The organism is Streptomyces cinnabarinus (assembly GCF_027270315.1).
GTDB classification, from domain to species: Bacteria; Actinomycetota; Actinomycetes; order Streptomycetales; family Streptomycetaceae; genus Streptomyces; species Streptomyces cinnabarinus.
The window spans coordinates 9,599,158-9,621,721 of record NZ_CP114413.1 but is presented as its reverse complement, the minus strand read 5'-3'; the positions used below and the strand labels follow the sequence as shown (position 1 = coordinate 9,621,721).

General features: G+C 69.7%; 19 protein-coding genes and 3 pseudogenes. 17 read left to right on the top strand and 5 right to left on the bottom strand.

The features are described 5' to 3' along the window. The 5 genes from STRCI_RS43335 to STRCI_RS43315 all read left to right on the top strand — a co-directional run. Nucleotides 1-220: hypothetical protein (locus tag STRCI_RS43335; protein ID WP_269656673.1), on the top strand; the 220-nt coding region annotated here is incomplete at its 5' end. Nucleotides 221-280: 60 nt separating this feature from the next. Beyond that, entirely contained in the window at nucleotides 281-835 is a 555-nt protein-coding gene (locus STRCI_RS43330) for a hypothetical protein (RefSeq protein WP_269656674.1), read from the top strand. A 574-nt stretch (nucleotides 836-1,409) separates the two neighbouring features. After that, nucleotides 1,410-1,862 carry a hypothetical protein gene (locus tag STRCI_RS43325; RefSeq protein WP_269656675.1) on the top strand — a complete coding sequence of 151 codons (453 nt, stop codon included), beginning with the start codon at nucleotides 1,410-1,412 and terminating at the stop codon, nucleotides 1,860-1,862. Nucleotides 1,863-2,324: 462 nt separating this feature from the next. Then, on the top strand, nucleotides 2,325-3,227 hold the full coding sequence (locus tag STRCI_RS43320) for a replication-relaxation family protein (protein ID WP_269664451.1): 903 nt from the start codon (nucleotides 2,325-2,327) through the stop codon (nucleotides 3,225-3,227). Nucleotides 3,228-3,508: 281 nt separating this feature from the next. Continuing rightward, nucleotides 3,509-6,604 carry an NACHT domain-containing protein gene (locus tag STRCI_RS43315; RefSeq protein WP_269656676.1) on the top strand — a complete coding sequence of 1,032 codons (3,096 nt, stop codon included), beginning with the start codon at nucleotides 3,509-3,511 and terminating at the stop codon, nucleotides 6,602-6,604. Between the two features lie 146 nt (nucleotides 6,605-6,750). On the opposite strand, the pseudogene STRCI_RS43310 reads toward STRCI_RS43315, so the two are convergent. Continuing rightward, nucleotides 6,751-6,951 (bottom strand): annotated as a pseudogene (locus STRCI_RS43310) (XRE family transcriptional regulator); the annotation flags it as partial. A gap of 538 nt (nucleotides 6,952-7,489) precedes the next feature. After that, the gene (locus tag STRCI_RS43305) at nucleotides 7,490-8,038 is read right to left on the bottom strand and encodes a flavoprotein (protein WP_269656677.1); all 549 of its coding nucleotides are present in this window, start codon (nucleotides 8,036-8,038) and stop codon (nucleotides 7,490-7,492) included. Between the two features lie 90 nt (nucleotides 8,039-8,128). Here STRCI_RS43305 and STRCI_RS43300 point away from each other — a divergent pair, with 90 nt between their 5' ends. The 10 genes and pseudogenes from STRCI_RS43300 to STRCI_RS43260 all read left to right on the top strand — a co-directional run. After that, entirely contained in the window at nucleotides 8,129-9,313 is a 1,185-nt protein-coding gene (locus tag STRCI_RS43300) for a helix-turn-helix domain-containing protein (protein ID WP_269656678.1), read from the top strand. A gap of 232 nt (nucleotides 9,314-9,545) precedes the next feature. Beyond that, the gene (locus STRCI_RS43295) at nucleotides 9,546-10,088 is read left to right on the top strand and encodes a hypothetical protein (protein WP_269656679.1); all 543 of its coding nucleotides are present in this window, start codon (nucleotides 9,546-9,548) and stop codon (nucleotides 10,086-10,088) included. Then, nucleotides 10,085-10,330, top strand: a complete 246-nt coding sequence (locus STRCI_RS43290) for a hypothetical protein (protein WP_269664803.1) — start codon at nucleotides 10,085-10,087, stop codon at nucleotides 10,328-10,330. Before STRCI_RS43295 ends, STRCI_RS43290 begins: the two co-directional genes overlap by 4 nt. 117 nt (nucleotides 10,331-10,447) lie before the next feature. Further along, complete coding sequence (locus tag STRCI_RS43285; protein WP_269656680.1) at nucleotides 10,448-11,110, top strand: hypothetical protein; 663 nt, start codon at nucleotides 10,448-10,450, stop codon at nucleotides 11,108-11,110. Between the two features lie 249 nt (nucleotides 11,111-11,359). After that, on the top strand, nucleotides 11,360-11,656 hold the full coding sequence (gene tgmA, locus STRCI_RS43280) for a putative ATP-grasp-modified RiPP (RefSeq protein ID WP_269656681.1): 297 nt from the start codon (nucleotides 11,360-11,362) through the stop codon (nucleotides 11,654-11,656). Continuing rightward, entirely contained in the window at nucleotides 11,656-12,621 is a 966-nt protein-coding gene (gene tgmB, locus STRCI_RS43275; RefSeq protein WP_269656682.1) for an ATP-grasp ribosomal peptide maturase, read from the top strand. Before tgmA ends, tgmB begins: the two co-directional genes overlap by 1 nt. Continuing rightward, nucleotides 12,621-13,751 carry a methyltransferase domain-containing protein gene (locus STRCI_RS43270; RefSeq protein ID WP_269656683.1) on the top strand — a complete coding sequence of 377 codons (1,131 nt, stop codon included), beginning with the start codon at nucleotides 12,621-12,623 and terminating at the stop codon, nucleotides 13,749-13,751. Before tgmB ends, STRCI_RS43270 begins: the two co-directional genes overlap by 1 nt. Nucleotides 13,752-13,804: 53 nt before the next feature. Next, the gene (locus STRCI_RS43690) at nucleotides 13,805-14,140 is read left to right on the top strand and encodes a DUF6087 family protein (RefSeq protein ID WP_418953295.1); all 336 of its coding nucleotides are present in this window, start codon (nucleotides 13,805-13,807) and stop codon (nucleotides 14,138-14,140) included. A 270-nt stretch (nucleotides 14,141-14,410) separates the two neighbouring features. Then, nucleotides 14,411-16,279 (top strand): annotated as a pseudogene (gene fxlM / locus STRCI_RS43265) (methyltransferase, FxLD system); the annotation flags it as partial. A gap of 90 nt (nucleotides 16,280-16,369) precedes the next feature. Continuing rightward, nucleotides 16,370-16,609, top strand: a pseudogene (locus STRCI_RS43260) (hypothetical protein); the annotation flags it as partial. 903 nt (nucleotides 16,610-17,512) lie between these two features. Here the strand turns inward: STRCI_RS43260 and STRCI_RS43255 are convergent. Next, the gene (locus STRCI_RS43255; protein ID WP_269656684.1) at nucleotides 17,513-17,656 is read right to left on the bottom strand and encodes a hypothetical protein; all 144 of its coding nucleotides are present in this window, start codon (nucleotides 17,654-17,656) and stop codon (nucleotides 17,513-17,515) included. A gap of 52 nt (nucleotides 17,657-17,708) precedes the next feature. Further along, nucleotides 17,709-18,176 carry an ATP-binding protein gene (locus STRCI_RS43250; protein ID WP_269656685.1) on the bottom strand — a complete coding sequence of 156 codons (468 nt, stop codon included), beginning with the start codon at nucleotides 18,174-18,176 and terminating at the stop codon, nucleotides 17,709-17,711. 171 nt (nucleotides 18,177-18,347) lie between these two features. Between STRCI_RS43250 and STRCI_RS43245 the strand changes: the two genes are divergently transcribed. Beyond that, on the top strand, nucleotides 18,348-19,115 hold the full coding sequence (locus tag STRCI_RS43245) for an IclR family transcriptional regulator (RefSeq protein ID WP_269656686.1): 768 nt from the start codon (nucleotides 18,348-18,350) through the stop codon (nucleotides 19,113-19,115). 44 nt (nucleotides 19,116-19,159) lie between these two features. Continuing rightward, on the top strand, nucleotides 19,160-20,680 hold the full coding sequence (gene glpK / locus STRCI_RS43240) for a glycerol kinase GlpK (RefSeq protein ID WP_269656687.1): 1,521 nt from the start codon (nucleotides 19,160-19,162) through the stop codon (nucleotides 20,678-20,680). Nucleotides 20,681-21,663: 983 nt separating this feature from the next. Here glpK and STRCI_RS43685 read toward each other — a convergent pair. Next, the gene (locus STRCI_RS43685; RefSeq protein WP_418953493.1) at nucleotides 21,664-22,185 is read right to left on the bottom strand and encodes a transposase; all 522 of its coding nucleotides are present in this window, start codon (nucleotides 22,183-22,185) and stop codon (nucleotides 21,664-21,666) included. Nucleotides 22,186-22,564 lie beyond the last annotated feature (379 nt).

Sequence of the window (22,564 nt, the reverse complement as noted above, 5' to 3'; positions counted from 1 at the left end):
GGTCTGCTCCGCAGACACGACGCGCCGCCGCTACGCGGCGGTTCAACTGCCTTGCTCCGCAAGGCAGTTGATGGACCGTCACTCCGTGACGGTTGTTCAGATCGCTCCGCGATCTGAACGCAGGAATTCGCTCCGCGAATTCCTGAAAAGCGGCTGGCTGGGCCAGCCTGCGCCTCGCGTTTTAGCTTTCGGTTGGCTTGAATTTGTGTTACAGACCTGACTTGTAATCAGTATAGTTAGAAGTGTCTGGAGGGGCGGCAACTCTTCCGGATCAGAAACCATGAACTCGCCCGAGAAACAAGAGGAGAACACGAAAATGGCAAAACTCAAGCCCGTCTCCATCGCCGCTTTCGCTGAAGCCCGCGAGGAAGCCCACGTCGTCCTCGCACACCTGATGGCCCGTCTGGCACCCGGCGAGCACGTCGTCCGGCTCGGAGTCGGCATGGAAGGACAGGACCAGGTCCTGAGCGCCACGCTCCCCATCACGGTGCAAGGCGAGGGCAGCGCGGAGGACTTGGTGGGCGTGGAGCCGAAGTTCTTCGACAACTTCGTTTTCCTGTTGGCCTGCGGACTGGCCCAGACGCTGTCCTACGGCGTGATGTACCTGCGTTCCCCCTCCCCCGTGGCTGCTGGCGGCCCGTCCTACACCGTGCAGGCGTGGGACCTGGACTGGGGGACGCTGACGGAGTGTGATGCCGCCCGAGCGCAGGAGCTGATCGGGGAGCGTGAACCGGCGTTGTTCACCGACGCGTTCGGAGTCCACTGTCTTGCGGATGATGAGGATGGGGACGGGGCTGAGTCCGTCTACCCGCCGGTGGCCTACACCGTTCTGTAACAGGGGCTGCGTGCGGGCGGGGATGGCAACCCCGCCCGCTTCAGGCCCCGTTGGCCCGCCGGGGAGTGCGGGGTGCTGGCCCGCTTGGGCCGGCACCCCGGGGCTTTCAGTGGCGCGGAGCGCCGCAGAGCCAAAGAAGGAGAGGGAGGGGTGTCGTGTCCCGTGGTGCGGGGCGCGGCGCTCCTCCCTCTCCTGTTTTTTGTGCGTCGCGTAGCGATGCCGGGTTGCCTTGTTTTTGGTGATGCGGAGCATCACGGTTCTGCTCGGGGTTTTTCCGCCGCGTAGCGGCGGCGCATCGCGTCTGCGGAGCAGACCGCGCGCCTGGAATTGTGGTGTGGGGTTTGGGGTGTTGGGGTTTGGCTGGCGGGGAATTTGTGGTCCGGTAAGGTCGGCAAACCTTGGTCCGGTATTCCCCGCCAGCTGCTCACTCGCCCGAGTGAGGCTTTCTTTATGGTAGGTGATGCGAAGGGCGTGTGCGGGGGTGCGGCGGCGGTTGTGCTCCTGGTTTGGGTGAGGCGGGGTGTGGTGGGCTGTGGAGGATGGGCGGTTGCGTCGGCTGTGTGAGGGGCGGTGGGTGGTCAGCCGTGCCTGGATCGTGCGGTACACGGGGGCTGCGTCCTCGACGGTGGCGCGGTGGTACGCGCAGCGGGATCGGCAGCCGAAGGAGCTGCGGCATCCGGAGGTGGTGTGCACGGTGGAGCGGATGCACTATTTCGATCAGCAGGCGGTGGAGGCGTTTTGGGCGGCCTGGCAGCAGGACGTGGGGACCGGTTTGCTGGGGGTGTCGGGGCGGCGGGCCGGCGATGGGCAGGGTGCGCGAGGCGGTGGACACAGCAGGGCGGAGCGTGAGCGGGCGGTGGAGATAGCACTCAAGGCACTGCGGAAGGCCGGCGGCCACCGTCGCGGGCTGGCCGCCGAACTCGCCCGTGAGCATGGCGGTGTGGCGCGTAGCTGGCAGCGCGCTGTCGCGGAAGCTCGCGCCCTGTACGAGCAGGGCCAGGAGCCGGGCAGCGATCCCGGAGCCTGACAGTGCCTGCCGGTGCCGGTCGGTGTGGGGGGCGTGCCGCGGGACCTCGGGGCGCGAAGCGCGGCGGGCGCTGGCCGCCGCGCAGCAGGAAGCAGCGCCCCGGTTCCCCCGATGCGCGCCGCCCGCCCCGTCCCGTCCCTTTTCCCTTTCTTCTTTTTCTGGTCTTCGGGGGCAACGAGGGTGTGCAGAGGGGGATGTCGGGCTGTCGACCATGCCCGTGCGGGCGTGGTGAGCTGGTGAAACGCTGTCAAGGCGGGTGCTGTGTAGGTGCAGTTGTGGGCGGGGTTGTGGGTCGGGTTTGGTGGCGGGGATTGCGGCCCGGCTGGGAGCGGGGTTATCGCATCGTGACCGTGGTCGGGGCGTGATGGTCGCCGTGATGGGTGGGGGCGGCTGATGGCCTGTCCGGTAGACGTGGCGCCGGGCAGGCGGTGCCGCGCCCTATCCGGGCGGGGGTTGCTGCTGATGGTGGATACGGATGCTGGGAGTGTGGATCGGCTGGCTTTGGCGGTGCTGGTGCAGTACCGGATGGCCACGACCGAGCAGATGCATCGGGTGATTGCACCTGGGGTGCGGGCCGAGCAGACGCGGCGGCGGCTGGCCAAGCTGTGCGAGGAAGGGCTCATCGATCGGATCACCCTGCCGCGGGCGGGGCGGATGCGGGTGTGGTTTCCCTCCCTTTACGGGGTGCAGGTGGCCTCTGAATGGTCGGAGTTGCGTGATGGCCGGTCACCGAAGCTCCTGTCCGACCCCACAGCAGCGCGCCTGCGCGCAGGCCACACGCTGGCGGTGACGGAGACAGGGCTGGCTTTCCTGCATGACGCGCGCCGCCGCGGGGATGTGTGTCGGCCTTTGGACTGGATCCCCGAGGTCTACCACCCCCTTGGGGGCGGTGAGGCGGTCACCCCCGACGCGCTGTTGTACTACCGGCGTGCCCGTGAGGGCGGAGGGGGCGGGGCGATGCTGAGGGCCTTCGTCGAGGTGGACCGGGCGACGATGGGGCCCGAACGTCTCGCCGCGAAACTCACCGCCTACGCCCGCCTGCACCAGTACATTCCCGCACCCATACCGGGGACACAGCGCCGGGTGGGGTTGGGGGAAGTGGAAGAGGACTGGCGGCGACGCTATCCCATCTTCCCCCGGCTCCTGTTCGTCCTGGACGGCACCGGGCCTGCCGGGATCGACAACCGCATCAGCGCCTTGCACGCCACCATCCAGATACCGGCAGTGGCCGGCTTCCTGCGGCAGGTCCCCGTCCTCGCCACGCCCATGGCCGCCCTCCGCCACCACGGACCCACCGCACCCATATGGCACCCCATCCACGACACCGACCAGAAGACCGGGTGGATGCACAACCACCACCCCTAACCACCTCAGCGGTGCGCGCATACCGCCAAGTCGGCGGTTCCCAGAGGCGGGGGTGATGGAGGTGGGTTGTTCGATGGTGGAGTCGAGGGATCGGACGCTTTGCTGATTCTGCTTGTCGACGATCAGGCGTGGCCACAGCGCGCAGGGTCCGGGGCGCGCCGGGGGCTTCCTGCCGCGGCTGTGATGAGCAGCAGGACTTGCCAATCGCTCAGAGTCAGGCTGGCTGTGGCGGCCGCGAACAGGGCATGCTCCCGGCAGCGCAGTGGGGGAGGGAGCGGCCGATGCTCGGGCCATTGGGGTACGGCGACGCGGTCAGGCTGCTCGGCGGTAGCGGCCCTGTGCTCGCCGCTCTCGACCGGGTCGTTGGCGGGGCGCTGTTTTCCGCGGCGGGGCCGGCGCCCGATCTGGTGCTGGGCCTGTTTGATGCCAAGGCTGAGCTGGCTGAGCTCAGCCGGAACCTGGTGTCGGGTCTTGCCGAACGGCTCCAGGGGCTCAGCCGCTTCGGCCGTACCGAGCGTCTTGCCGCCGCCCACGCGGTCCTCGTCATCGCCGGCTACAGCGAGGCGATGGGACAGGTCGAGCTGCCCTTCGACCACCGGCAGCTAGGGGTGAGCCGGGTTGAGTCGGTGCACCTGAGCACGGGGCGGGCCCCGGATTCGGAGCGGCTCGCGGCCGTCGCTGAGCACCTGCTCCGTGCCGGCCTCCCCGTGCCCTCGCCCCACCTCCCGTATGAGCAGACCCTTGAGGAGCTCCTCGGCTACTACGCGCAGGCGGCTGAGCTGACGGCCCATTATGTGGCGGGCTGCGCGGTGTGGGACGACCTGACAGCAGAGGCCCGCGAGGAGGTCGGGTCCGTCCTTGCCGACCGGGTGCCTGCCCTGGCCGTTGAGCGCTACGAGGAGCTGTTCCGGCAGCTCACGGCGGATTTCCCCGAAGTCGCGGCCTGGATTGACCGCACCGACCACCGGGCGACCCGCGCCGTGCTGGTGAGCCTGGAGGACTCCCTTGCCCGGGTCGTGGACGGCGCTCTGCCGCCCGGCAGGCTGGCCGCGCTCCACCGGGCGGGCGTGATGGGTCTGGATGGGTCGGTGCTCGGCTCCTTTGAGGAGATTGCCGACGGCATGGTCGTGCCCGCTCTGCGCGAGGCGTATGTGAGCCCTGATTTCCGGGTGGCCGAGTACCGGCGGGCGGACGGCGCGATCCACCAGGACTATTGGTGGGAGGCGTACGAACGCCGCTCGGGCTTGGACGCCTTCCTTGCGGAACTGCTCGTTGCGCCGCTTGCCGCCCAGGCGCCGGTGCTCTTGCTGGGTCAGCCGGGTTCCGGCAAGTCGTACCTGACCAAGGTGCTCGCGGCCCGGCTGCCGGTCGATGACTTCCTGGTGGTCCGGGTGGCGTTGCGTAGCGTCCCCGCTGATGCGGGCGTGCAGGAGCAGATCGAGGACGCGGTGCGTCAGGCCACTGGCGAGACGATGGACTGGCCTGCTGTCGTGCGGGCTGCGGACGGCGCGCTGCCCGTCGTGCTGCTCGACGGCTTCGACGAGCTCCTCCAGGCGACCGGCCTCAACCAGTCCGACTACTTGGAGCAGGTCGCCGCCTTCCAGCGTCGCGAGGCGGGTTTCGGCCGCCCTCTCGCGGTCCTGGTCACCAGCCGGACGGCCGTCGCCGACCGTGCCCGGCTCACCTCCCGGGGAATCGCGGTTCGGCTGGAGGATTTCAGCCCCGCCCAGACGCGCCAGTGGCTTCAGCTGTGGAACGGCAAGAACGCCGGGCACTTCGCACAGCGCGGTCTTCAGCCCCTTGAGGCGGACCGCGTGCTGTGCCAGCCGGACCTGGCGGGCCAGCCGCTGCTGCTGCTGATGCTCGCGCTGTACGACGCGCAGGACAACGCCTTCCAGCGGGAGGCGCACGACATCGCCGGATTCGACCTGTACGAGCGGTTACTGGAGCGGTTCGCCCGGCGGGAGGTGCTCAAGCACGCCCCCTCGCTCCCCGAGCGTGAGCTGGCGCACGCCGCCGAGCAGGAGCTGCTGCGGCTGTCCGTCGCCGCGCTCGCCATGTTCAACCGGGGCCGGCAGTGGGTGACCGACAACGAGCTCGACGCCGACCTGGCCGTGCTGCTGCCGCGCCAGTTCCCGCCCGTATCCCCGGCGGGTCTGCGGGCACCGGTCAGCCGGGGGCAGGCGACGGTCGGCCGGTTCTTCTTCGTGCACCGCGCCGAGGCCTTCCGCGACAACGAGCTGCTGCGGTCGTATGAGTTCGCGCACGCGACCTTCGGCGAGTTCCTCGTTGCCAGGCTCGTCGCGAGCGAGCTGCTGGAACTGGCCGACGCGGCCCGGCCTGAGGCCCGGCGTACGCGCAGCGCCGCGCCCGACGACGCGTTCTTGCACGCCCTGCTCTCGTACGCCGCGCTGTGCGCCCGCACCCCCGTGATCCGGTTCCTCATCGACACCCTGGACCCGCTCCCCCACGAGCGCCGAGCCCGGGTGCGGGCGCTGCTCCTGGACCTCTTCCACGAGGTGCAGCGGGAGCGGCGCTCCTCGCTGTACGCCGACTACCGGCCCGCCCAGCGGCCGGTACCGGCCCGGCACGCCCTGCACAGCACCAACCTGCTGCTGCTTGCCCTTGCCACGGGGGAGCCCGTGCACGGCAGGGAGCTCTTCCCCGCAGCCCACGATCCCGTGGAGGGGTGGACCTCGCTGATGTGGTTGGCCAAGTCGCAGCTGCTGGCGGCCGAGTGGCACGGGCTCGTCACACACGTCAGGCTCCAGCGCGTGTGGCACGAGGGCCGGCGCGAGGTCTCGGTAGGGCTGACAGACCCTCAGACGGCCGAACGTGTTCCGGAGCCGGCATCCGCGCCGGACCCGTTCTGGTCCCGTAACTGGGGGCCGGAGCATGACATCCACCCCAGGATGGGCGAGATCTGGGGGTGGGCCATGCGCGACTCCGGCGAGTTGTTCAGAGACAGCGGGCTGCTGTGCGACGGGGACGTGGACATGCTGCTGGGGGCCGTGCAGGGCCTGTATGAGACCGGGTTCGGGGATCTGGTGACCGGCTTCGCGCGCCGGGAGGACGGGCGGGCCGCGTCCTCGGCGCACCTGCTGGTGCGGCTGTGGGCCGAGTCAGGGACAGCAGGTACTCCGGGCGGACTGTCCGAACTCCACCTGGACGCGCTCCGGGCGATCTACGCGTTCGACCCGGCACGGCCGGAATTCACCAAACGCTACCTCGCGGCCATGCTGGAACAGTGGCGGATCGCGGGACACCCGGTGGACCAGCGGTGGGTGCAGGACGCGAACACAGCGATCGACCGCAACGAACAAGGACTCGGCCGCCTCATCACCCAACTCCTCAACCAACACCGGACCGGGGATTGACGCCTCCACCCGCGACCCGGACCCACAAGGGACGCCGGTCACGGCAACCAGCATGGCCGGGACCAGGCAACGAGTTGCCGTGTCCGATCCGGTGCCGCATCCAAACGGCCATATCGCACACCCACAGCACACTGACCGCCTCCGGGGGTGGTGATGGCCCGGGAGCGGACCATGTGGGGCAGCAGGGCGGACAGGCAGCGGTGGGCGTGGTACCCGGCGGTCGCGTAATCACCGAGCGCCAAGTGCGCCGACAGAGCCAGGGAGTCCAGCTCGGACTGGTCGTAGAAGGCAAGCATCCACACCGGCCGATGGTCGGCGGGGTCCGCGCGCAGCATAGCGTCCTGCGCGGCGATCACGCTGGCGGTGATCACCCATGGCGGAGCCGCGGTCAGCGGGCTGGCCGGGTTGATGGCGGCCGGGCAGATGGCCGCGGCCTACCAGCGGCGCCCGCACGCGTCAGCGGTGTTCGCCTGTGCCCAGCCGGGGCAGCGTCCACTGGATCGGAGACTGCAGGGCGTACAGGTGGAACGGGGTCTCGCTCAGGCAGTGGTCGACCGACCAGACGATGGGCGAGTGGCTGCGGATCAACGAGGGCGCGGCGGTGCATCTGGCGGCGGAGCTCCACGACAACCGGCCGCGGCTCGGGCTCGCCCAGGCCTCGGCGGCGACGTGCCGGCAGGCGCAGGCCCCCTCGGAGGTCCGTTGGTGCCGCTTGCACGACGGGGTCTTGGACCAGGTGGCCCCGAAGCTGTTCGCCCGGCAGTGCCACGAGCACGCGGCCGACCCGCAGTTGCTCGCGAAGGCCTTGGTCGCGGCGGCCGCGGACGACGCATGCGGGTACCGATTCGACGACGCCCACCTGCTGACTCTTCGAGCAGCAGGTGCCTATGTCGCACCGGCCGCTTCCTGCACAGCGTCGAGGACCAGGTGCCAGGGGTACTCCTTCGGCTTTCCCTGGCCGGGCTGGTTCGGCACGAAGCCGCCCTCGCCGTACAGCACTCGGACCCCCATGTCCCGCAGCTCGGTGATACTGCGCTCGAACCGGCTGTGCTGCACATACGCGGCGTTCACGCACGGCATCGTCACCATCGGGATGCCCTTGCCGACGCCCTCCGCGACAACCCCCACCACGAAGTCATGGGTGAGACCCAGAGCCCAGGAGTTGACCGTGTTGAACGTCGCCGGCGCGACGGCGATGACGTCCGCCTTCGGCCATACGTCGGGTTCGCCGGGCATCTTGTACTCGCTGCGCACAGGGTGCCCGGTGAGCAGCTCCAGCCCGGCCAGCCGCGGGGCCAGCCAGCGCGCGGCGGTGGGGGTGAGGCCGAGACACACCTCGAAGCCGCGGGCCTGCGCCTGCTGGATCACCGTGTCGACGTCGAAGACGGGCGGGGCTGCGGAACCGAACAGGTAGAGCACGCGATCAGTCGTCATGGTCCCATCCGACCACAGGCAACCGACCCCGCTCTGAAGGCAGTCGGGGGCCGGTACTGTTCCCAGTGGCTGCTCAGAACGGAGACCGGTATGCCCCCACTGGACGACAACCACACGGGCGCCCGGATCGCGGAACAGCGCAAACTGGCCAGGCTCACACAACGCCAACTCGCCGACCTGCTGCCGTACTCGTACAGTCTGCTCACCCAGGTCGAATGCGGCGCCCGCCCGGCCACAGCCGACTTCGTCGCTGCGTGTGCCAAAGCCCTGAACGTCGATGTGACCGTCCTGACCGGGCAGCCGTATGTGACCGAACTGCAACGCGACCGGCTCGCAGAACTCGTACGTCCCATCCGTGAGTCTCTCGACCTGTACGACCTCGGGCCCAACCCGGACCTGACCGCACGGCCGGCCCACCAGCTCATCGCCGGAGCCGACCACTTGTGCCAAGAGGTCCGCGCTACGCATCTGCGGAACGCGGCTCGCAGGCTTCCGGGCCTGATCGCTGAGCTCACGCACACCGCGTGGTCGGATCCGTCCACCGAGCGGTGGCGGGCGCTCGCCTCGCTCTACCGGACGGCGCACGACATCAGCGTGAAGCTCGGCTACTACGACCTTTCGGCCGTCGCCCTGGACCGGATGGCGTGGGCCGCCGACCGCGCCGGTGACCCGTGTCTGGGCGCAGTCCGCCAGTACATGCGGGCACTGGTGTACTTCCGCGAGGGCGAGTACCGCATCGGGCAGCGGCTCATCGCGTCAGGACACACCATCGTCGGTCAGGCGGAAACAACCCGCGAAGCTCTGGCGGTCACGGGGCAGCTCCACCTCGGTGGATCCGTCATCGCGGCCCGCTCTGAGAACGTCGGGGCAGTCGTTGTGCACATCGGCGAAGCCAGGAAGATCGCCAGGCGGATCGGCGACGCCTCCGATGTGCACTGGCTGAGCTTCGGTCCGTCCAACGTGGCCCTGCACAGGATGTCCGCCGCCGTGGAGATGCGCCGGTACGACGACGCGCTGAAGCAGGCCCGGAAGATCAAGCTGCCGCCACAGCTTGCCGCCTCCCGCCGTGCGCACTTCCTCATCGACCAGGCCCGCACAGAAATGGAGACCGGGCACACCGAGTCCGCCCTGAAGTCGCTTCTCGAGGCCCGGCGTGTGGCCCCCGAGCAGACCCGGTACCACCCCGCCGCCCGCGACACCATCACGGGTCTCGTGCACATGTCCCGGCGCACCCCGGACACCCTCACCTACATGGCGGCCTGGGTCGGCCTGTAAACGGGCTCTGGCAACTCTCACAGAACTGTGAGAGTTCCACGCCTCTCGCAGCGTCACGCTGTTCTTACACCTGGTCAACGACGAGGCGCAGGCGGCGCAATGACGCGTGCTCAGACCGCTCCCAGAGCGTCGGCACGCACGTCCGCGCGGCCCGCAGCATGCGTCGCGAAGTGCGCCCCGGCAGCCGCGCGAACGACTCCGGGGCTGGCCAACGCCGCTGAGGAGCGTCGACATGACGAACAGTACGGCCCGGAGTGAGGCGTTAGCTCCATCGAGTCCGCCCACGACGAGTGGCGTTGAGGCGTGGCTCGCTTCCGCGCACCCCTCGCCCGCCACGCCGTATGGGGAGTGGGACGGCGAGGCCCGGCTGGCGCTCATCCCGCTGGGGCGGCGCTTCGACGCGGTCCGCATCCCCGCGGCCGTCGCCCACCACGCGTTCGCCAGCCACGATCTGCCGGTCGTGGCCCGGCGGATGGCGCGGCACCTGTGCGGCGGACCCGTCATCCACGACCCCGCAGGCAGCCGCTACTACGCCCTGGTCCCGCCCGGAACCGCCCCCCACTGGCGCGCACCCGCCGCCCAGTGCCTGGGAGAGGGCACCTACCTCGGGGTCCCCCGCCCCGACCTCACGGAGCCGGACCAAGGCACGCTCTGCTCGTACTGGACGGTTCCCGTGCCCCGGCCGGGCAAGCTGTGCCAGGTACCGGACGTGCTGACCCTGGCCATGGCGGGCGGAGCCCTCGCCGACCAGGACGAAGGCGAGGCCACGCCGTGACCGGCACCGAGCCTCACCAGGCCACGAGCACACGGCCGGCGGACACCGCCCAGGTGGTCGTCGACCCCTTCGAGGCGATGGAGACGCTGAGAACAGCCCTCGACGAAGCCGGGATCACCCTCCCCGGGCTCTGGGTCAACTCGGCCTCGTCGCAACCCAGGCTCATCGAGCTGGGCGAGGTCCGCGCCGACGTCGCCCTGCAACTGGCACACGCACTGAGGCGAAGAAGCCCCCAAGCATGAGCGTGGAGTTGACGCAGCCTCCGCGCCCCGGCGAACCAGTGCCTCAGCAAGGAGCCGTGACCGGCGCCTCCTGCTCCCCTCCATCCTCACGCCCCGACCCGAGAGAAGACCCGTTCCGTGCGCACCGCGACCGGACCCTCCCTGATCCCCTTCATCACCCAGCGGCAGGGCGAGGACGCCGCGCCGGACAACCTCCTCATCTTTCCGCACGCCTCGGGACCACGGCTGTACTACGGCGACGAGGACCCCAGGGACAGGCCCCTGCGCGGGGTGCTGTGGGCGCGCTGCGGCTTCAACCCCCTGGACGGGCGGCAGATGCCCACCGGCGCCCCGCACTGGAAGCTCATGCACCCCTACCGGCAGATGATCACCATGCAGAGCCTTCACTGCCAGGTCTGCGCGAAGCCCGCCCGCACACCGCTCGGCTTCATCTTCCTCGCCGGACCGAAGGACCAGGACCCCACCCGGCCCACGATCTGCACCAACCAGCCTCCCGTGTGCGCCAAGCACGCCCGCGCGGCTGCGGCGCTCTGCCCGCACCTGGAGGAGAACCCGATGGTCTTCCTCGCCCGGAGCGCGCCCCTGTACGGAGTCCACGGGACGATTTACGGCCTCAACGCCCGCAACGAAGTGCACGCCGTGGCGCAGCCCGACGAACCGTTGCCCTTCGGCCACCCCAACCTCCCGACCCTCCTCGGATCACAGCTGATTCGGCGGCTCAGCTCCTTCCGCGTCCTCGACCTGGAGGAACTGCTACAGGAGCTGGAACTGGCCGCATAGACCCCCGCCCGGCGACCGCACGACCTCGGACTCCGCGGCCACCGGACGGCAAGCACACCCAGCACGGAGAGCTGAACCGACTCGTGTTCCCCACGGCGAAGTCACCGCCCCGCGCCGGGGCCAGACGCGCTGGCCGGCCACACGAAGGACAGGCGGCCGACGCCAGGCGGGCCCGAGGAGTCCCCGGCTCCACCCCTGCAACGAGCCCACCCACCCCTATCCCCACAACCCACCACGAGGAGTACAAACGTGACGACAGCACTGGAGCGGGAGGCGTTCCCCCTCACCCCGCCCGGAGGCCGGACCCCCTTCAGCGCGGAGACGCCCTCCAGCCCCCGAACCCGACCGTGGGCCCTGCGGTTCGCCCGCACCCCCGACTCCACCGGCGCCGCCCGGGTTCCCCAGCACACCTACGACCACGGCCGCCAGGTCAACATCTCCGACGACGGCGGCCTGTTGACGTGCATGGCCAACACGCACACGCCGACCGTGCCGGACGGCTCGACCAGCAACCCGCCGCCGCTGGACGAGGGGCCGAAGGACTGATGACCGCGCCCGTCCTGATCGTCGCCGCGGCTGACGACTGGCCCACTGACCGGGTCGTCGTCGAGCTGGAGAACCGCGGAGCCGAGGTGTTCCGCATGGACACCGCCGACTTCCCGCAGCGGCTCACCCTGGCTGGCAGGATCGACCAGGGGCATGGCTGGACGGGCGAACTCACCACCGACCACCGGACGGTGGAGCTGTCCCGGGTCGGCGCGGTCTACTACCGTGCCCCCGGGGCGTTCCGGTTCCCCACGGGAATGTCCGGCCCGGAGGAGAGATTCGCCGCCGCCCAGGCCCGCGCCGGCCTCGGCGGAGTCCTGTCCGCACTGGACTGCCGATGGGTGAACCACCCGACCTGCATGGCGCGCGCGGAGTACAAGCCCGTGCAGCTCGCCGCCGCTCGCGAGTGCGGTCTGCGCATCCCTCCGACGCTCATCACCAACCAGCCCAACGACGTGCGCACCTTCGCGATCCAGCACGGCGGTGCGATCATCTGCAAGCCAGTGGCGTCGCCCGTGCTGATCGAGGACGGGCAGCTCAAATCCGTCTACACGCAGCGTCTGACCAGGTCCGACCTGGCCGACCTGCGCGGCATCGACACGACAGCGCACCTCTTCCAGGCGTGGGTCGACAAGGCGCATGAGGTCCGGCTGACGGTCATCGGCCAGCGGATGCTCGCCGCCGCGATCCACGCCGGCAGCAAGGCAGCCCACGAGGACTGGCGCAGGGACTACGGGGCGCTGACCTACACCACCACCACGGTGCCCGAGGACGTCGTCGTCGGTATGCGGCGCCTGATGGCACGGCTGCAACTGCGCTACGGTGCGGCAGACTTCATCGTGGCCCCTCACGGACGGTGGACGTTCCTGGAGGTCAACCCGTGCGGCCAGTGGGACTGGATACAGGAAGCGACCGGCCTCCCCATCGTCGAAGCCATCGCTGATGAGCTGCAAGGAGTCGCCTGATGGACTGGAAGCCGCACGCGGCAGCCCTCGCGGCCAAGGTCACCCACCCTGAATCGGCTTGGTGGGGGCCGATCCGACAGACGCCGCGGCACGTCCTGGTGGAGCGCTGGTTCACGCCGGACGCTCAGGGGTGGACGGCCTTCCACGGCCCGTCCGATGAGGGCATGTGGGCGGACGCTGCCTACTCGGACACCACGCTGGTCACCCGGGTCGGACCCGTACACGCCGACCTGGCCGCCCTCGGCAAGCCGGTCACCGGGCTCCCCACCTCGTCGTCGACGCTGCCGAGTCTCGTCGTGACCATGCTGGAGCACGGTCGCCTCACCGCGGGGGTACGGCTGCTGGACCTGGCCACCGGGTCCGGGTACAGCGCCGCCCTGGCCTGTCACCGGCTCGGTGACGGCCTGGTGACAACGCTGGACGTGGACCCGTACCTGACTGAGGCCGCCGCCGACCGGCTCGACCGGATCGGCCTGCACCCGACCGTCGTCACCGCCGACGCAGGCAGCGAACTGCCCGGCACGTTCGACCGCATCGTGTCCATGGTGTCCATGCCGCGCATTCCCGCCTCCTGGCTGACGGCCCTCGCGCCCGGCGGGCGGCTGGTCACCACGATCACCGGCACCGGTCTGATCATCACCGCCGACAAGACCGACGACGGCGGCGCCGCCGGGCGCGTCGAGTGGGACCGGGCTTCCTTCATGACCACCCGCACCAGCGACGACTACCCGCCTGGTCTGAGTGGCCTGTTCACCACGGCGAGCACCGAGGAGGGCGACGTCTCCGTCTCGCCGTTCCCCGTGCTCAACGTCATGCAGGCGTGGGAGGTGTGGTCGATGCTCTCCCTGGCCGCGCCGGGCATCGAGCACCGCACCGGCACCGGTGAGGACGGCAGCCGCATGGCGTGGATGCTGCACCCCGACGGCTCCTGGGCTCGCGCACGCACGGCACCGGGCGACCGCACCACCACCGTCCACCAGGGCGGGCCGCGCCGCCTGTACGACGTGCTCGAAGCGATCCGCTGGAGGTGGCTGGAGCACGGCGAGCTGCCCGTGTACGGCGCCAGGGCCACCATCAGCCCTGACGGGACGACCACCTTCTCCCGCGGGGGGTGGACGGCAACCCTGTAGGCCCGGCCAGGCACACAGCAGACTGGATTAACCACACGGCAGGGAGCACCCACATGGACGAGTCCGAACCGCTTAAGGAGTGGGCAGCACGCCGGGAGCAGCGCCGTCCCACACCCGGGGAACGACGGGCCACCCCACTCAGCGACCAACCGCAGCAAGGCGCCCACACCGACCCCGACGCACCACGTGTCATCCAGCAGTGGGACGGATACCAGTGGACACCCGACGGGATCGCCGAGGACCACGCCGCAGCCGCCAGCGAGACAGGCCAAGACGCCGACGACCGAGCCGAACGGGTCCCGCTCCCCACGTTCAGCAAACTGCCCCCAAGGCCCGAACCGTGGCGGCCGACCCAACCATGGCACCAGCCACAAGCCCCGCATCCCTGACCCGCGGACCCTGGCCAGCCCGCCTCGCAACCACCCGACCCGCCCCTCCGCTACACCCCCGCAGACCCCCCTCGCCCGGGGATGATGCGACGGCGGCCGCAGGCATGCCGGGGGGCCGCCTATCTTGGAGCGCCGAGTTCGAATCCCCGGCTGTTCCCCTCCCCGTACCGGGCGGCTGCGGCAGGCCCAGCCCAGCATCGGGCGCGGCAGAAGACGGGTAGCGATTTCGGCTTCGGCCTGCAGTACCTGTTACTCCAGCCGCACCTGGCTCTCGTCGCCGACGGCGCGGCTATCTCGTGTCTGCCCGGCATATACGAGCCCGAGACCGACACGTTCGGCGGTCCGCAGGCCATGGACGCCGCCCACGAGCTGTTCCACAGCGACTGTCGCCACCTGCTCACCTACCAGATGAGTCCCCAGCACCTGGGTCGCCGGGAAACCGCCGTCCTCCTGGCGAGCGCCATGATGCGCGGCGCCGGACTCGACTGGTTCGAACAGGGCGACGTATGGGCGAAGGTCGCCACCCTCCGGCCCGCCACCAACCCTCTGCCACCCCAACGAGCCGCAGAACTGGCCCCGGCAACGCGAAAGCTCATGACCGCCGACACCTACAGCCTCTGCCGACCGAACGGCCCGCTCCAGGGGCACGAGGAATGGGTAACCGCCTTCGAGCGGACCGGCGCCACGCTCGCCGACCTCGCAGCACGCGGCGCCCTCACTCGCGGCCTACGGGCCGTCATCTGCCACCACGTGATCTTCCACGCCAACCGCGCCGGTCTCCTCCAAGACGACCAGAGCGCCCTGTCCCACATCGCACGAGAGGTAGTCATGGGAACGAGTGACCACACCGCGTCGCCCGACACGGCAACGGCCGAGATCGATAGCGTCAGCGCGGTGAACACCGACACGATCACCACCTCCACGGCGGACGCCGAGCGCCTCCGTAACGCCCTGGTCGACCAGCTCCGTGCGGACGGACACGCCCGCACGCCCGCCGTCGAGACCGCGCTGCGGACCGTACCCCGCCACGTGTTCGTGCCCGAAGCGTCCCTCGAAGACGCCTACGCCAACGCACCCGTGCACATCAAATACGACACCGACGGCACATCGATCTCGTGCGCCTCCCAACCGGGCGTCGTCGCCCTCATGCTGGACCAACTCGACGCCCAGCCCGGCGAACGGATCCTCGAACTCGGCGCCGGCACCGGCTACAACGCCGGACTCCTCGCCCACCTGGTCGGCGAGAGCGGACACGTGACCACCCTCGACGTCGACGACGACCTCGTCCAAGACGCCCGCGCCCACCTCGCCGCCGCCGGGATCACCAACGTCCAGGCCGTGACCCGTGATGGGGCCCTGGGCCACGCCGAGGGAGCACCGTACGACCGGATCATCGCCACCGTCGGCGCGCACGGCGTACCGCACGCCTGGTTGCAGCAGCTCGCCCCCGGCGGCAGGCTCCTTGTTCCCCAGCGCCTCAAAGGCACGGTGTCCCGGTCCATCGCCTACGAGCAGCGCGACGGCCGATGGCTGTCCCTCGGCAGCGAGATGAACACCTTCATGCCGCTGCGGCGGGGCATCGCCGACGACGACCGACGCGTCATCCCGCTCAGCGCGGACGGCACCGTCCGGCTCCAGGCCCCCGCCGGGCAGAACATCGACACCGATGCCCTTGCCGGCGTCCTGGACCAACCCCGCACCGAGGAATGGACTGGCATGACGGTCCAAGCCATGGAGTCGCCGGAGTGGATGGAACTGTTCGTCTCCTGCTCCCTTCCCTCCGGCCTGACCCGGATGCTGTTCCCCCAGAGCGCCAAGGGCACTCTGCTCACCGAGGACCCCTACCCCTCGTCGACCGCCGTCGTCGACAAGGGTGCCGTCACCTATCTGGCACGGCGTCTGTCGGAGCAGAAGACCCCCGAGGGCGACAAGCTCTGGGAGTTCGGCGTCATCGGCCATGGCCCGGGCAGCGACGAGCTGACCGCGAAGGTTGCTGACGCCATTCGTACCTGGGACCGCGAATTCCGTGACCGCGAGGCCACGTTCGAGATCCAGCCCCTCGACGCCCCCAGCATCGAGCGCCCCGGCCTCTTCACCCTCGACACTCCGCTGAACCGCATCGCTGTCGACTGGCAGTGACGCCCAACGAGTAGCGGACGGTGGCCGCCGCAGGACGACCGACGGCCACCGCCACCTCAGCAGTTCCCACTCAGTCCCAGGGGGAAGTCCATGGACCCGCACGGACGCACAGCCCAGCGCTTCCCGCTCGTCGCCCGGTTCCGGCCCGCCTGCCTGCCCCTTCCCCAGCGCGTGCACGCGCTCGCCGAACTCGCCGACACCGCGGTGAAGAGGACCGACCAGGGCCTCGCATCGGCCGTCTACAACCAGGCTGCGCTCATCGCCTCTGATCTCGGCCTGCCCGACGTACGCGACGGGTGGCTGCACCCCATGGACACGGCCGAACTCCACCAGGCCGCCGCGGCCTTCTCCACACACGACGCCGCGCCACTCGTGATCTGTCACGCCCCCGCACTGCACCGCCCCCACACCACCGCCGAGGAGCGCCCATGAGCGAGAAGCCCGCCATCACACCGGACGGATACTGCAATCACAAGGGCGCCGCTTCCCGGCGCCACCGAAAAGGTCAACGCCCACGCGCTCAACGGGAAGGTCATCCTGTTCCACGGCCGCCGCTCCGCGGACCGTCCCTGTGACCACCGCCCCAGCCTGACCGACCGGGGCAACCTCCACCGACGCAAACCGCCCAAGGAGTAATCCCCTTCAGACGCCGTCCACGCCCCACCCCGGTACCGGGGGTGTGGACGCCCACCCTCGCCAGCACACCACCGACGGACTGCCGCCCCGACGCCCGCCTCCCTCCCCCTACGCCGAGCATCGGGCGCCAGACCCCCAACCCATCCCACCGAACCCCGGGAGTCGCAGGAGCAGCAGCCCTTGACCCGCCCGACCCTGACCATCGACACACCCACCGGCCCCATCCACGCCACCGCGAGCCCTCGCGGCCGCCAGTGGTCCAAACCGGTCCGTCCCCGGAATCGGCTTCGACCCGTGGCTGCCGTCGAATCTGCGGCGGGCCCTCGCCGTACCGCCCCGCCAAGGCCCCGTCATGTCCGCCCAGGCCCTGGCCGGCCATCCGCGGGGTCCCTGCGTGAGCGGCTCACGAGCTGTGGACGAGTGGCCAAGGATGGCTGCGACGGTGCAGGCGAGCAAGCGCTCGACGGAGGCCGGACGCTCGACCGGGGCGTCGGCGTAGGCGTCAACAGAGCCTTCGAAGACCTTTGGACTCGCCCTGACCGCGGAACAGTTGAAGGCTCTCGCACTCAAGGACAGCGAGGTGCCTCAAGCTCACCCTCAGCCGTAGGCGGTCAAGTACGCGACCCAGATCGCTGCCACCTGCGAGATGTCGAGCGCGGCAGACCGGGTGACGACCTGGCTCGCGGGGACTGTGTGGTGTTCGGCGTAGCTGCCCCTGGCGCTCGCGTCCGGAAGGGCCATGAGGATGACCGGATCGCCGGGCTTCAGCCCGGTGGCCTCGGGGCCCGGCGGGTCAGCCCTGCGAGTCAGTGGACCAGGCCGCGGGGAGGTCGGCCCAGCGTGTGATCCCCTCCGTGTCAACGCGTATGCCGCAGCGGGCAGCCAACGCGGTGACGATGTCGATGCCGCGGCCGTGTTCGTCCGGGTCCTGGGCTCCCAGCCCGTCACCGGCGAGGACGGGTCCCGCGTCGGTGACTTCCACGCGCAGGGCCCCTCGTCCGTCAAAGCGGACCCACGACAAGCGCAGCGTCGCCGGTGGCAGGGCGTGGACCAGCGCGTTGGTCAGGAGCTCCGAGACCACCACGAGTGCGTCCATGATGGCGTCGGGAGACAGGCCCCACTCGGTGAGTATGGTGCGGACCCGCCCGCGGACGACGGGCACCGCCCCCGGGGCGTGTGGCACGGGGCAGACATGATCGACAGCGTCGGGTGCGAGGCGATCGGCTGCCTTGGGGCCGACGATGTTGAGCTGGGCGGCCATCTGCCCTCCTCGACGAACGGTGCCGACGGGTGCCGACGTCACGCACGCTATGAAGTGATGAGAAACCGGTCAATAAACGTCGGTCGGCATTACCGAACGCAAGTCGAGATCGGGGGGAACCGCCGTGCCATGGCCGACACGGGACGGGGAAGGCGGATCTAGAATCGCGGTATGGCCGGTCCCGTCCAGTCCATCGAACGGGCGGCGGCAATTCTCCGCCTGCTCGCCGCGGGCCCCCGTCGGCTCGGGCTCGGGGAGGTGGCCGTCTCGCTGGGGCTGGCGAAGGGGACGACCCACGGCATTCTGCGCACACTCCAGCACGTGGATTTCGTCGAGCAGGACGCGGCGACCGGGAAGTACCAGCTCGGGGCGGCCCTCCTGCATCTCGGCACCAGCTACCTCGATGTGAACGAACTGCGATCGCACTCGATCAACTGGGCCGACGCCCTGGCCGCCCGCAGCGGCGAAGCGGTCCGCCTGGGCACTCCCCTGGAAGGCCGGGTGCTCGTCATCCATCACGTCTTCCGGCCGGACGACACCCTCCAGACCCTGGATGTGGGCGCACTGCTTCCCCTGCACGCCTCCTCGCTCGGAAAGGTGCTGCTGGCGTTCGGCACCGCCAACCTCGATTCGGCGGTCGACGCCGGGATGGAGGCGTACACCCGGCACACCCTGGCCCACGCGGACGAGCTGACCCACGCCCTCGCCGAGATCCGGGAGAACGGCTGGGGCGCCGAAGTACAGGAGATGAGCATGGGGGAAGCCGGCGTCGCCGCGCCCATCAGGGGGCACGGCGGCCTCGCGGTGGGCGCCATCGGCCTGTCCGGCCCGGTCGAGCGGATCTGCGACGTCAGGGGCCGGCCGGAACTCAAGCTGCTCACCCTGCTCCGTGAGGCCGCCCGGGCGATCTCACGAAACCTGGGGGCCGCCCGCTGGTAGGTCCCTCGCAGCGCATCTCAACGCATCGGAAGGCGGTCCGGATCATGGTCGAGCGGTATGTGATGTCCATCGACCAGGGCACCACCTCCACCCGCTGCATCCTGTTCGACCACCGCGGGCGATTGGTGTCCGTGGCCCAGCGCGAGCACCAGCAGTTCTTCCCGAAACCCGGCTGGGTCGAGCACGACGCCCTGGAGATCTGGCGCAATCTGCGACGCATCGTGCCCGAGGCCTTGTCCAGCGCGGGCGACGGCGTCGCTGCCGAGGCCGTCTCGGCCCTGGGCATCGCGAACCAGCGCGAGACGACCGTCCTGTGGGACCGGCGGACCGGCACCCCGCTGAACAGGGCGATCGTCTGGCAGGACACCCGCACCGCCCCGCTCGTCGGAGACCTGCGCAGTGACCCGGGCGACGCGTTCTTCCTGGAACGCTGCGGCCTGGCGCCCTCGACCTACTTCTCCGCACCACGGATCCGCTGGCTCTTCGACCACGTGCCAGGTCTGGGACAGCGGGCCGCGAACGGCGACGTCCTGTTCGGCACGATGGAGTCCTGGCTGATCTGGAACCTCACCGGGGGGACGGCGGGAGGCCGCCACATCACCGACGTGACCAACGCCAGCCGCACGATGCTCATGAACCTGGGCACACTCCAATGGGACGAGGAACTGCTGGGGTTCTTCGGGATTCCGCACGCGATTCTGCCCGAGATCCGGTCCTCGGCGGAGTGGTACGGCGAGGACCGGATCGTACTCCCCGGCAGGCCCATCACGGCCGCGCTCGGCGATCAGCAGGCCGCGCTCTTCGGGCAGACCTGCTTCTCCCCGGGCGAGGCGAAGTGCACCTACGGAACCGGCAGCTTCCTGTTGCTCAACACCGGCACCGATGTCGTCCGCTCCAGCAATGGACTGCTCACCACCGTCGCCTACAAGATCGACGAGCAGCCCGCGGTCTACGCGCTGGAAGGCCCGATCGCCGTCACCGGAGCCCTGGTCCAGTGGTTCCGCGACCGGCTGGAGATCATCAACAGCGCACCGGGCATCGAGACCCTTGCGCGGACCGTCGAGGACAACGGCGGCTGCTACATCGTCCCGGCGTTCTCCGGTCTCTTCGCACCCCACTGGCGCAGCGACGCACGCGGCGTCATCGTCGGCCTGACCTCGTACATCACCAAGGGACACCTGGCCAGGGCGGCGCTGGAATCCACCGGCTGGCAGACCAAGGAGGTCGTCGACGCCATGAACGCCGACTCCTCGCTCACCCTGAGAGAGCTGAAGGTCGACGGCGGCATGACGTCCGACAACCTCCTCATGCAGATCCTGGCCGACGTCCTCGACGTGCCGGTCGTGCGACCCATGGCCGCCGAAACGGTCTCCCTGGGCGCCGCCTACGCCGCCGGACTGGCCGCCGGGTACTGGGCAGACCTGGAAGTCCTACGCAGCAACTGGCACCGAGCAGCCCAATGGCTGCCACACATGGACCCCGCACGACGGACATCGGAATACCAAAACTGGCAACGAGCCGTCGAACGCTCCCTGGGCTGGATCAAACCACCCAACAGCCCGTAATCCACGCACCCGGGATCCGCACCCGCCCGCCGGCGCTCCCCGCACACTCTGACAGGCAGCCCCGCGGGCCAGCGCCCTGCACCAGTGCGGGCGGCAGTCATGCTGGACCCAGTCCTGACCAGGGCCATCAACGTCCCCTGGTAGACCAATCCGCCGAACAACCGGCCCGGAAACCGGCCGCAGCACGGCCGCCTCCGGACCATCCACACAAACGGCCACCCCAGCCGGACGACCTCCAGGACAGACACATGACGTAGGGCGCAACCAGCGAGGCAGACCCCGCCGACAACACGATGCGCACCCCCTCGCCACCTGCGCAGGCTTCAAGCGAGAGCACATGTCGGCGGGTTTCGGCATCACGCCGTGACCGGCAAACGCGTGAAGGTTGGTGAAAAGTACGAGCACCCCAAGTGACGGGGAGCTCGATCGTGCATGCGGAGCCAGCCCCGTCCGCTGCAGAACAGCGGCATGTTGATCAGAAAGGGCGATGCCGCATAGGCACCCGAAGACCGTCCGTGCCGAGCCGTGGCGGCCACACAGACACGTTACAGTCCGGCGAATCCGGAGCGTTTCCGCGAAGACTCGTACAGCTGTCCGCCGCGTCGAGGATGAACGCATGCGGCCTGGCACAGTCGCTGACGCGCTCACCCGCTTCGAGTGGGCATTCAGACAACCCGGCCGCTACCTGAACCCATCCCAGGCCTGGCAGCCCGGACTGGAGATGGAGGATGCCCCCGATGACCTGGAAGAGGTCACGCTTCACCTCCCTCACGGTGCCCAGCACGATCTCGGCCGGCTGATCACTCGCATCGACGACGAGTTCGAGCGCCGCACGCTGCCCAATCCTGCGCCGGTGAACGCCTCCACCGTGGGCGGCTGGTGGTGGTCAAGGATCCGTGAGCACTGAGGATGCTCCCGAAGCAAACACCCAGGCACTCTCAAAACTCGGTTCTGGCACAGATCTTGGATGCTGTTGGCGATCTTCATTGGGTCAAGTTCCGGCAGAGGCGCTGGAATTGGCTGGTGCGACGGGGTGGCCGGGGCGGGATGGTGCCTGGTGGGAAGTGCCCGCTGAGCCGGACGATGTTGGTTCCGGCGGCGATGAGGACGTGCTGGACGTGGGTCTTGGCGATTCCGTGGCAACGGCAATGCCGTAGCCCGTGCCCGTGGACCGTCTCGGAGACGGTGGCCTCGCAGCCGGCGCGGACCGCGTAATGCTGCTGCCACCGAGGAGTGTCCTGCTCGCGCCGGACTCGAGTCTGGATCTCTTGCAGGTGCTCGGGCAGCAGGATGATGTGACGGCCCCGTCCGTCGGCGTTGCCGGTGCACTTCAGCCGGTCGGGGCCAGGCGCGGCAGGCGGGCTTGGGAAACAGGACGGACAACCGCTCGTGCCCGTCGCCAAGGGTCGGCTTCCACGGAGGGCTGGTGACTCCCCGGGGGCAAGTGAGAGTTCGCGCCTCCCAGTCGGGAACGAAGTCCGCCTTGGTGAAGCCGGGATGCTCACGGGCCCGGGGGTCGCGGCGGACCGGACCGGTCAGCACAAAGCCGTGGGCGTGAGCCGCCTGATGGATCGACTCGGGGGTGACGTATCCAGCGTCAACGAAGTGCTCCAGACCGATGAAGCCTTGCCGGACCAGTGCCTGGTGAATCGCGTCGAGCGCGTCGATGTCCTGCTCGGGCGCCGGGTGGGTCATGACCTGCACGATCACGCGCGGGCCGTCGTCACAGGTCTCGGTCTGGTGATCGCGGTAGCCGATCCAGTGCTTCTTCCCGGCCGCGGTGAGCTTCTGGCAGTAACGGGCCTCCGGGTCGTAGGGCGAGACGATCTCCATGCTGGCCCACGGAACACTGGCCTTGTCAGGGTCCGGCCGTCCCTCCGCACC

What these genes read in the sequence shown, in the direction of transcription:
- STRCI_RS43305 (WP_269656677.1), bottom strand. Translation starts at nt 8,038, where the DNA reads ATGACGACTGATCGCGTGCTCTACCTGTTCGGTTCCGCAGCCCCGCCC.
- STRCI_RS43320 (WP_269664451.1), top strand. Translation starts at nt 2,325, where the DNA reads ATGGTGGATACGGATGCTGGGAGTGTGGATCGGCTGGCTTTGGCGGTG.
- STRCI_RS43315 (WP_269656676.1), top strand. Translation starts at nt 3,509, where the DNA reads ATGCTCGGGCCATTGGGGTACGGCGACGCGGTCAGGCTGCTCGGCGGT.
- tgmB (WP_269656682.1), top strand. Translation starts at nt 11,656, where the DNA reads ATGACCGCGCCCGTCCTGATCGTCGCCGCGGCTGACGACTGGCCCACT.
- STRCI_RS43330 (WP_269656674.1), top strand. Translation starts at nt 281, where the DNA reads ATGAACTCGCCCGAGAAACAAGAGGAGAACACGAAAATGGCAAAACTC.
- glpK (WP_269656687.1), top strand. Translation starts at nt 19,160, where the DNA reads ATGGTCGAGCGGTATGTGATGTCCATCGACCAGGGCACCACCTCCACC.
- STRCI_RS43295 (WP_269656679.1), top strand. Translation starts at nt 9,546, where the DNA reads ATGACGAACAGTACGGCCCGGAGTGAGGCGTTAGCTCCATCGAGTCCG.
- STRCI_RS43245 (WP_269656686.1), top strand. Translation starts at nt 18,348, where the DNA reads ATGGCCGGTCCCGTCCAGTCCATCGAACGGGCGGCGGCAATTCTCCGC.
- STRCI_RS43255 (WP_269656684.1), bottom strand. Translation starts at nt 17,656, where the DNA reads ATGGCCCTTCCGGACGCGAGCGCCAGGGGCAGCTACGCCGAACACCAC.
- STRCI_RS43300 (WP_269656678.1), top strand. Translation starts at nt 8,129, where the DNA reads ATGCCCCCACTGGACGACAACCACACGGGCGCCCGGATCGCGGAACAG.
- STRCI_RS43270 (WP_269656683.1), top strand. Translation starts at nt 12,621, where the DNA reads ATGGACTGGAAGCCGCACGCGGCAGCCCTCGCGGCCAAGGTCACCCAC.
- STRCI_RS43250 (WP_269656685.1), bottom strand. Translation starts at nt 18,176, where the DNA reads ATGGCCGCCCAGCTCAACATCGTCGGCCCCAAGGCAGCCGATCGCCTC.
- STRCI_RS43690 (WP_418953295.1), top strand. Translation starts at nt 13,805, where the DNA reads ATGGACGAGTCCGAACCGCTTAAGGAGTGGGCAGCACGCCGGGAGCAG.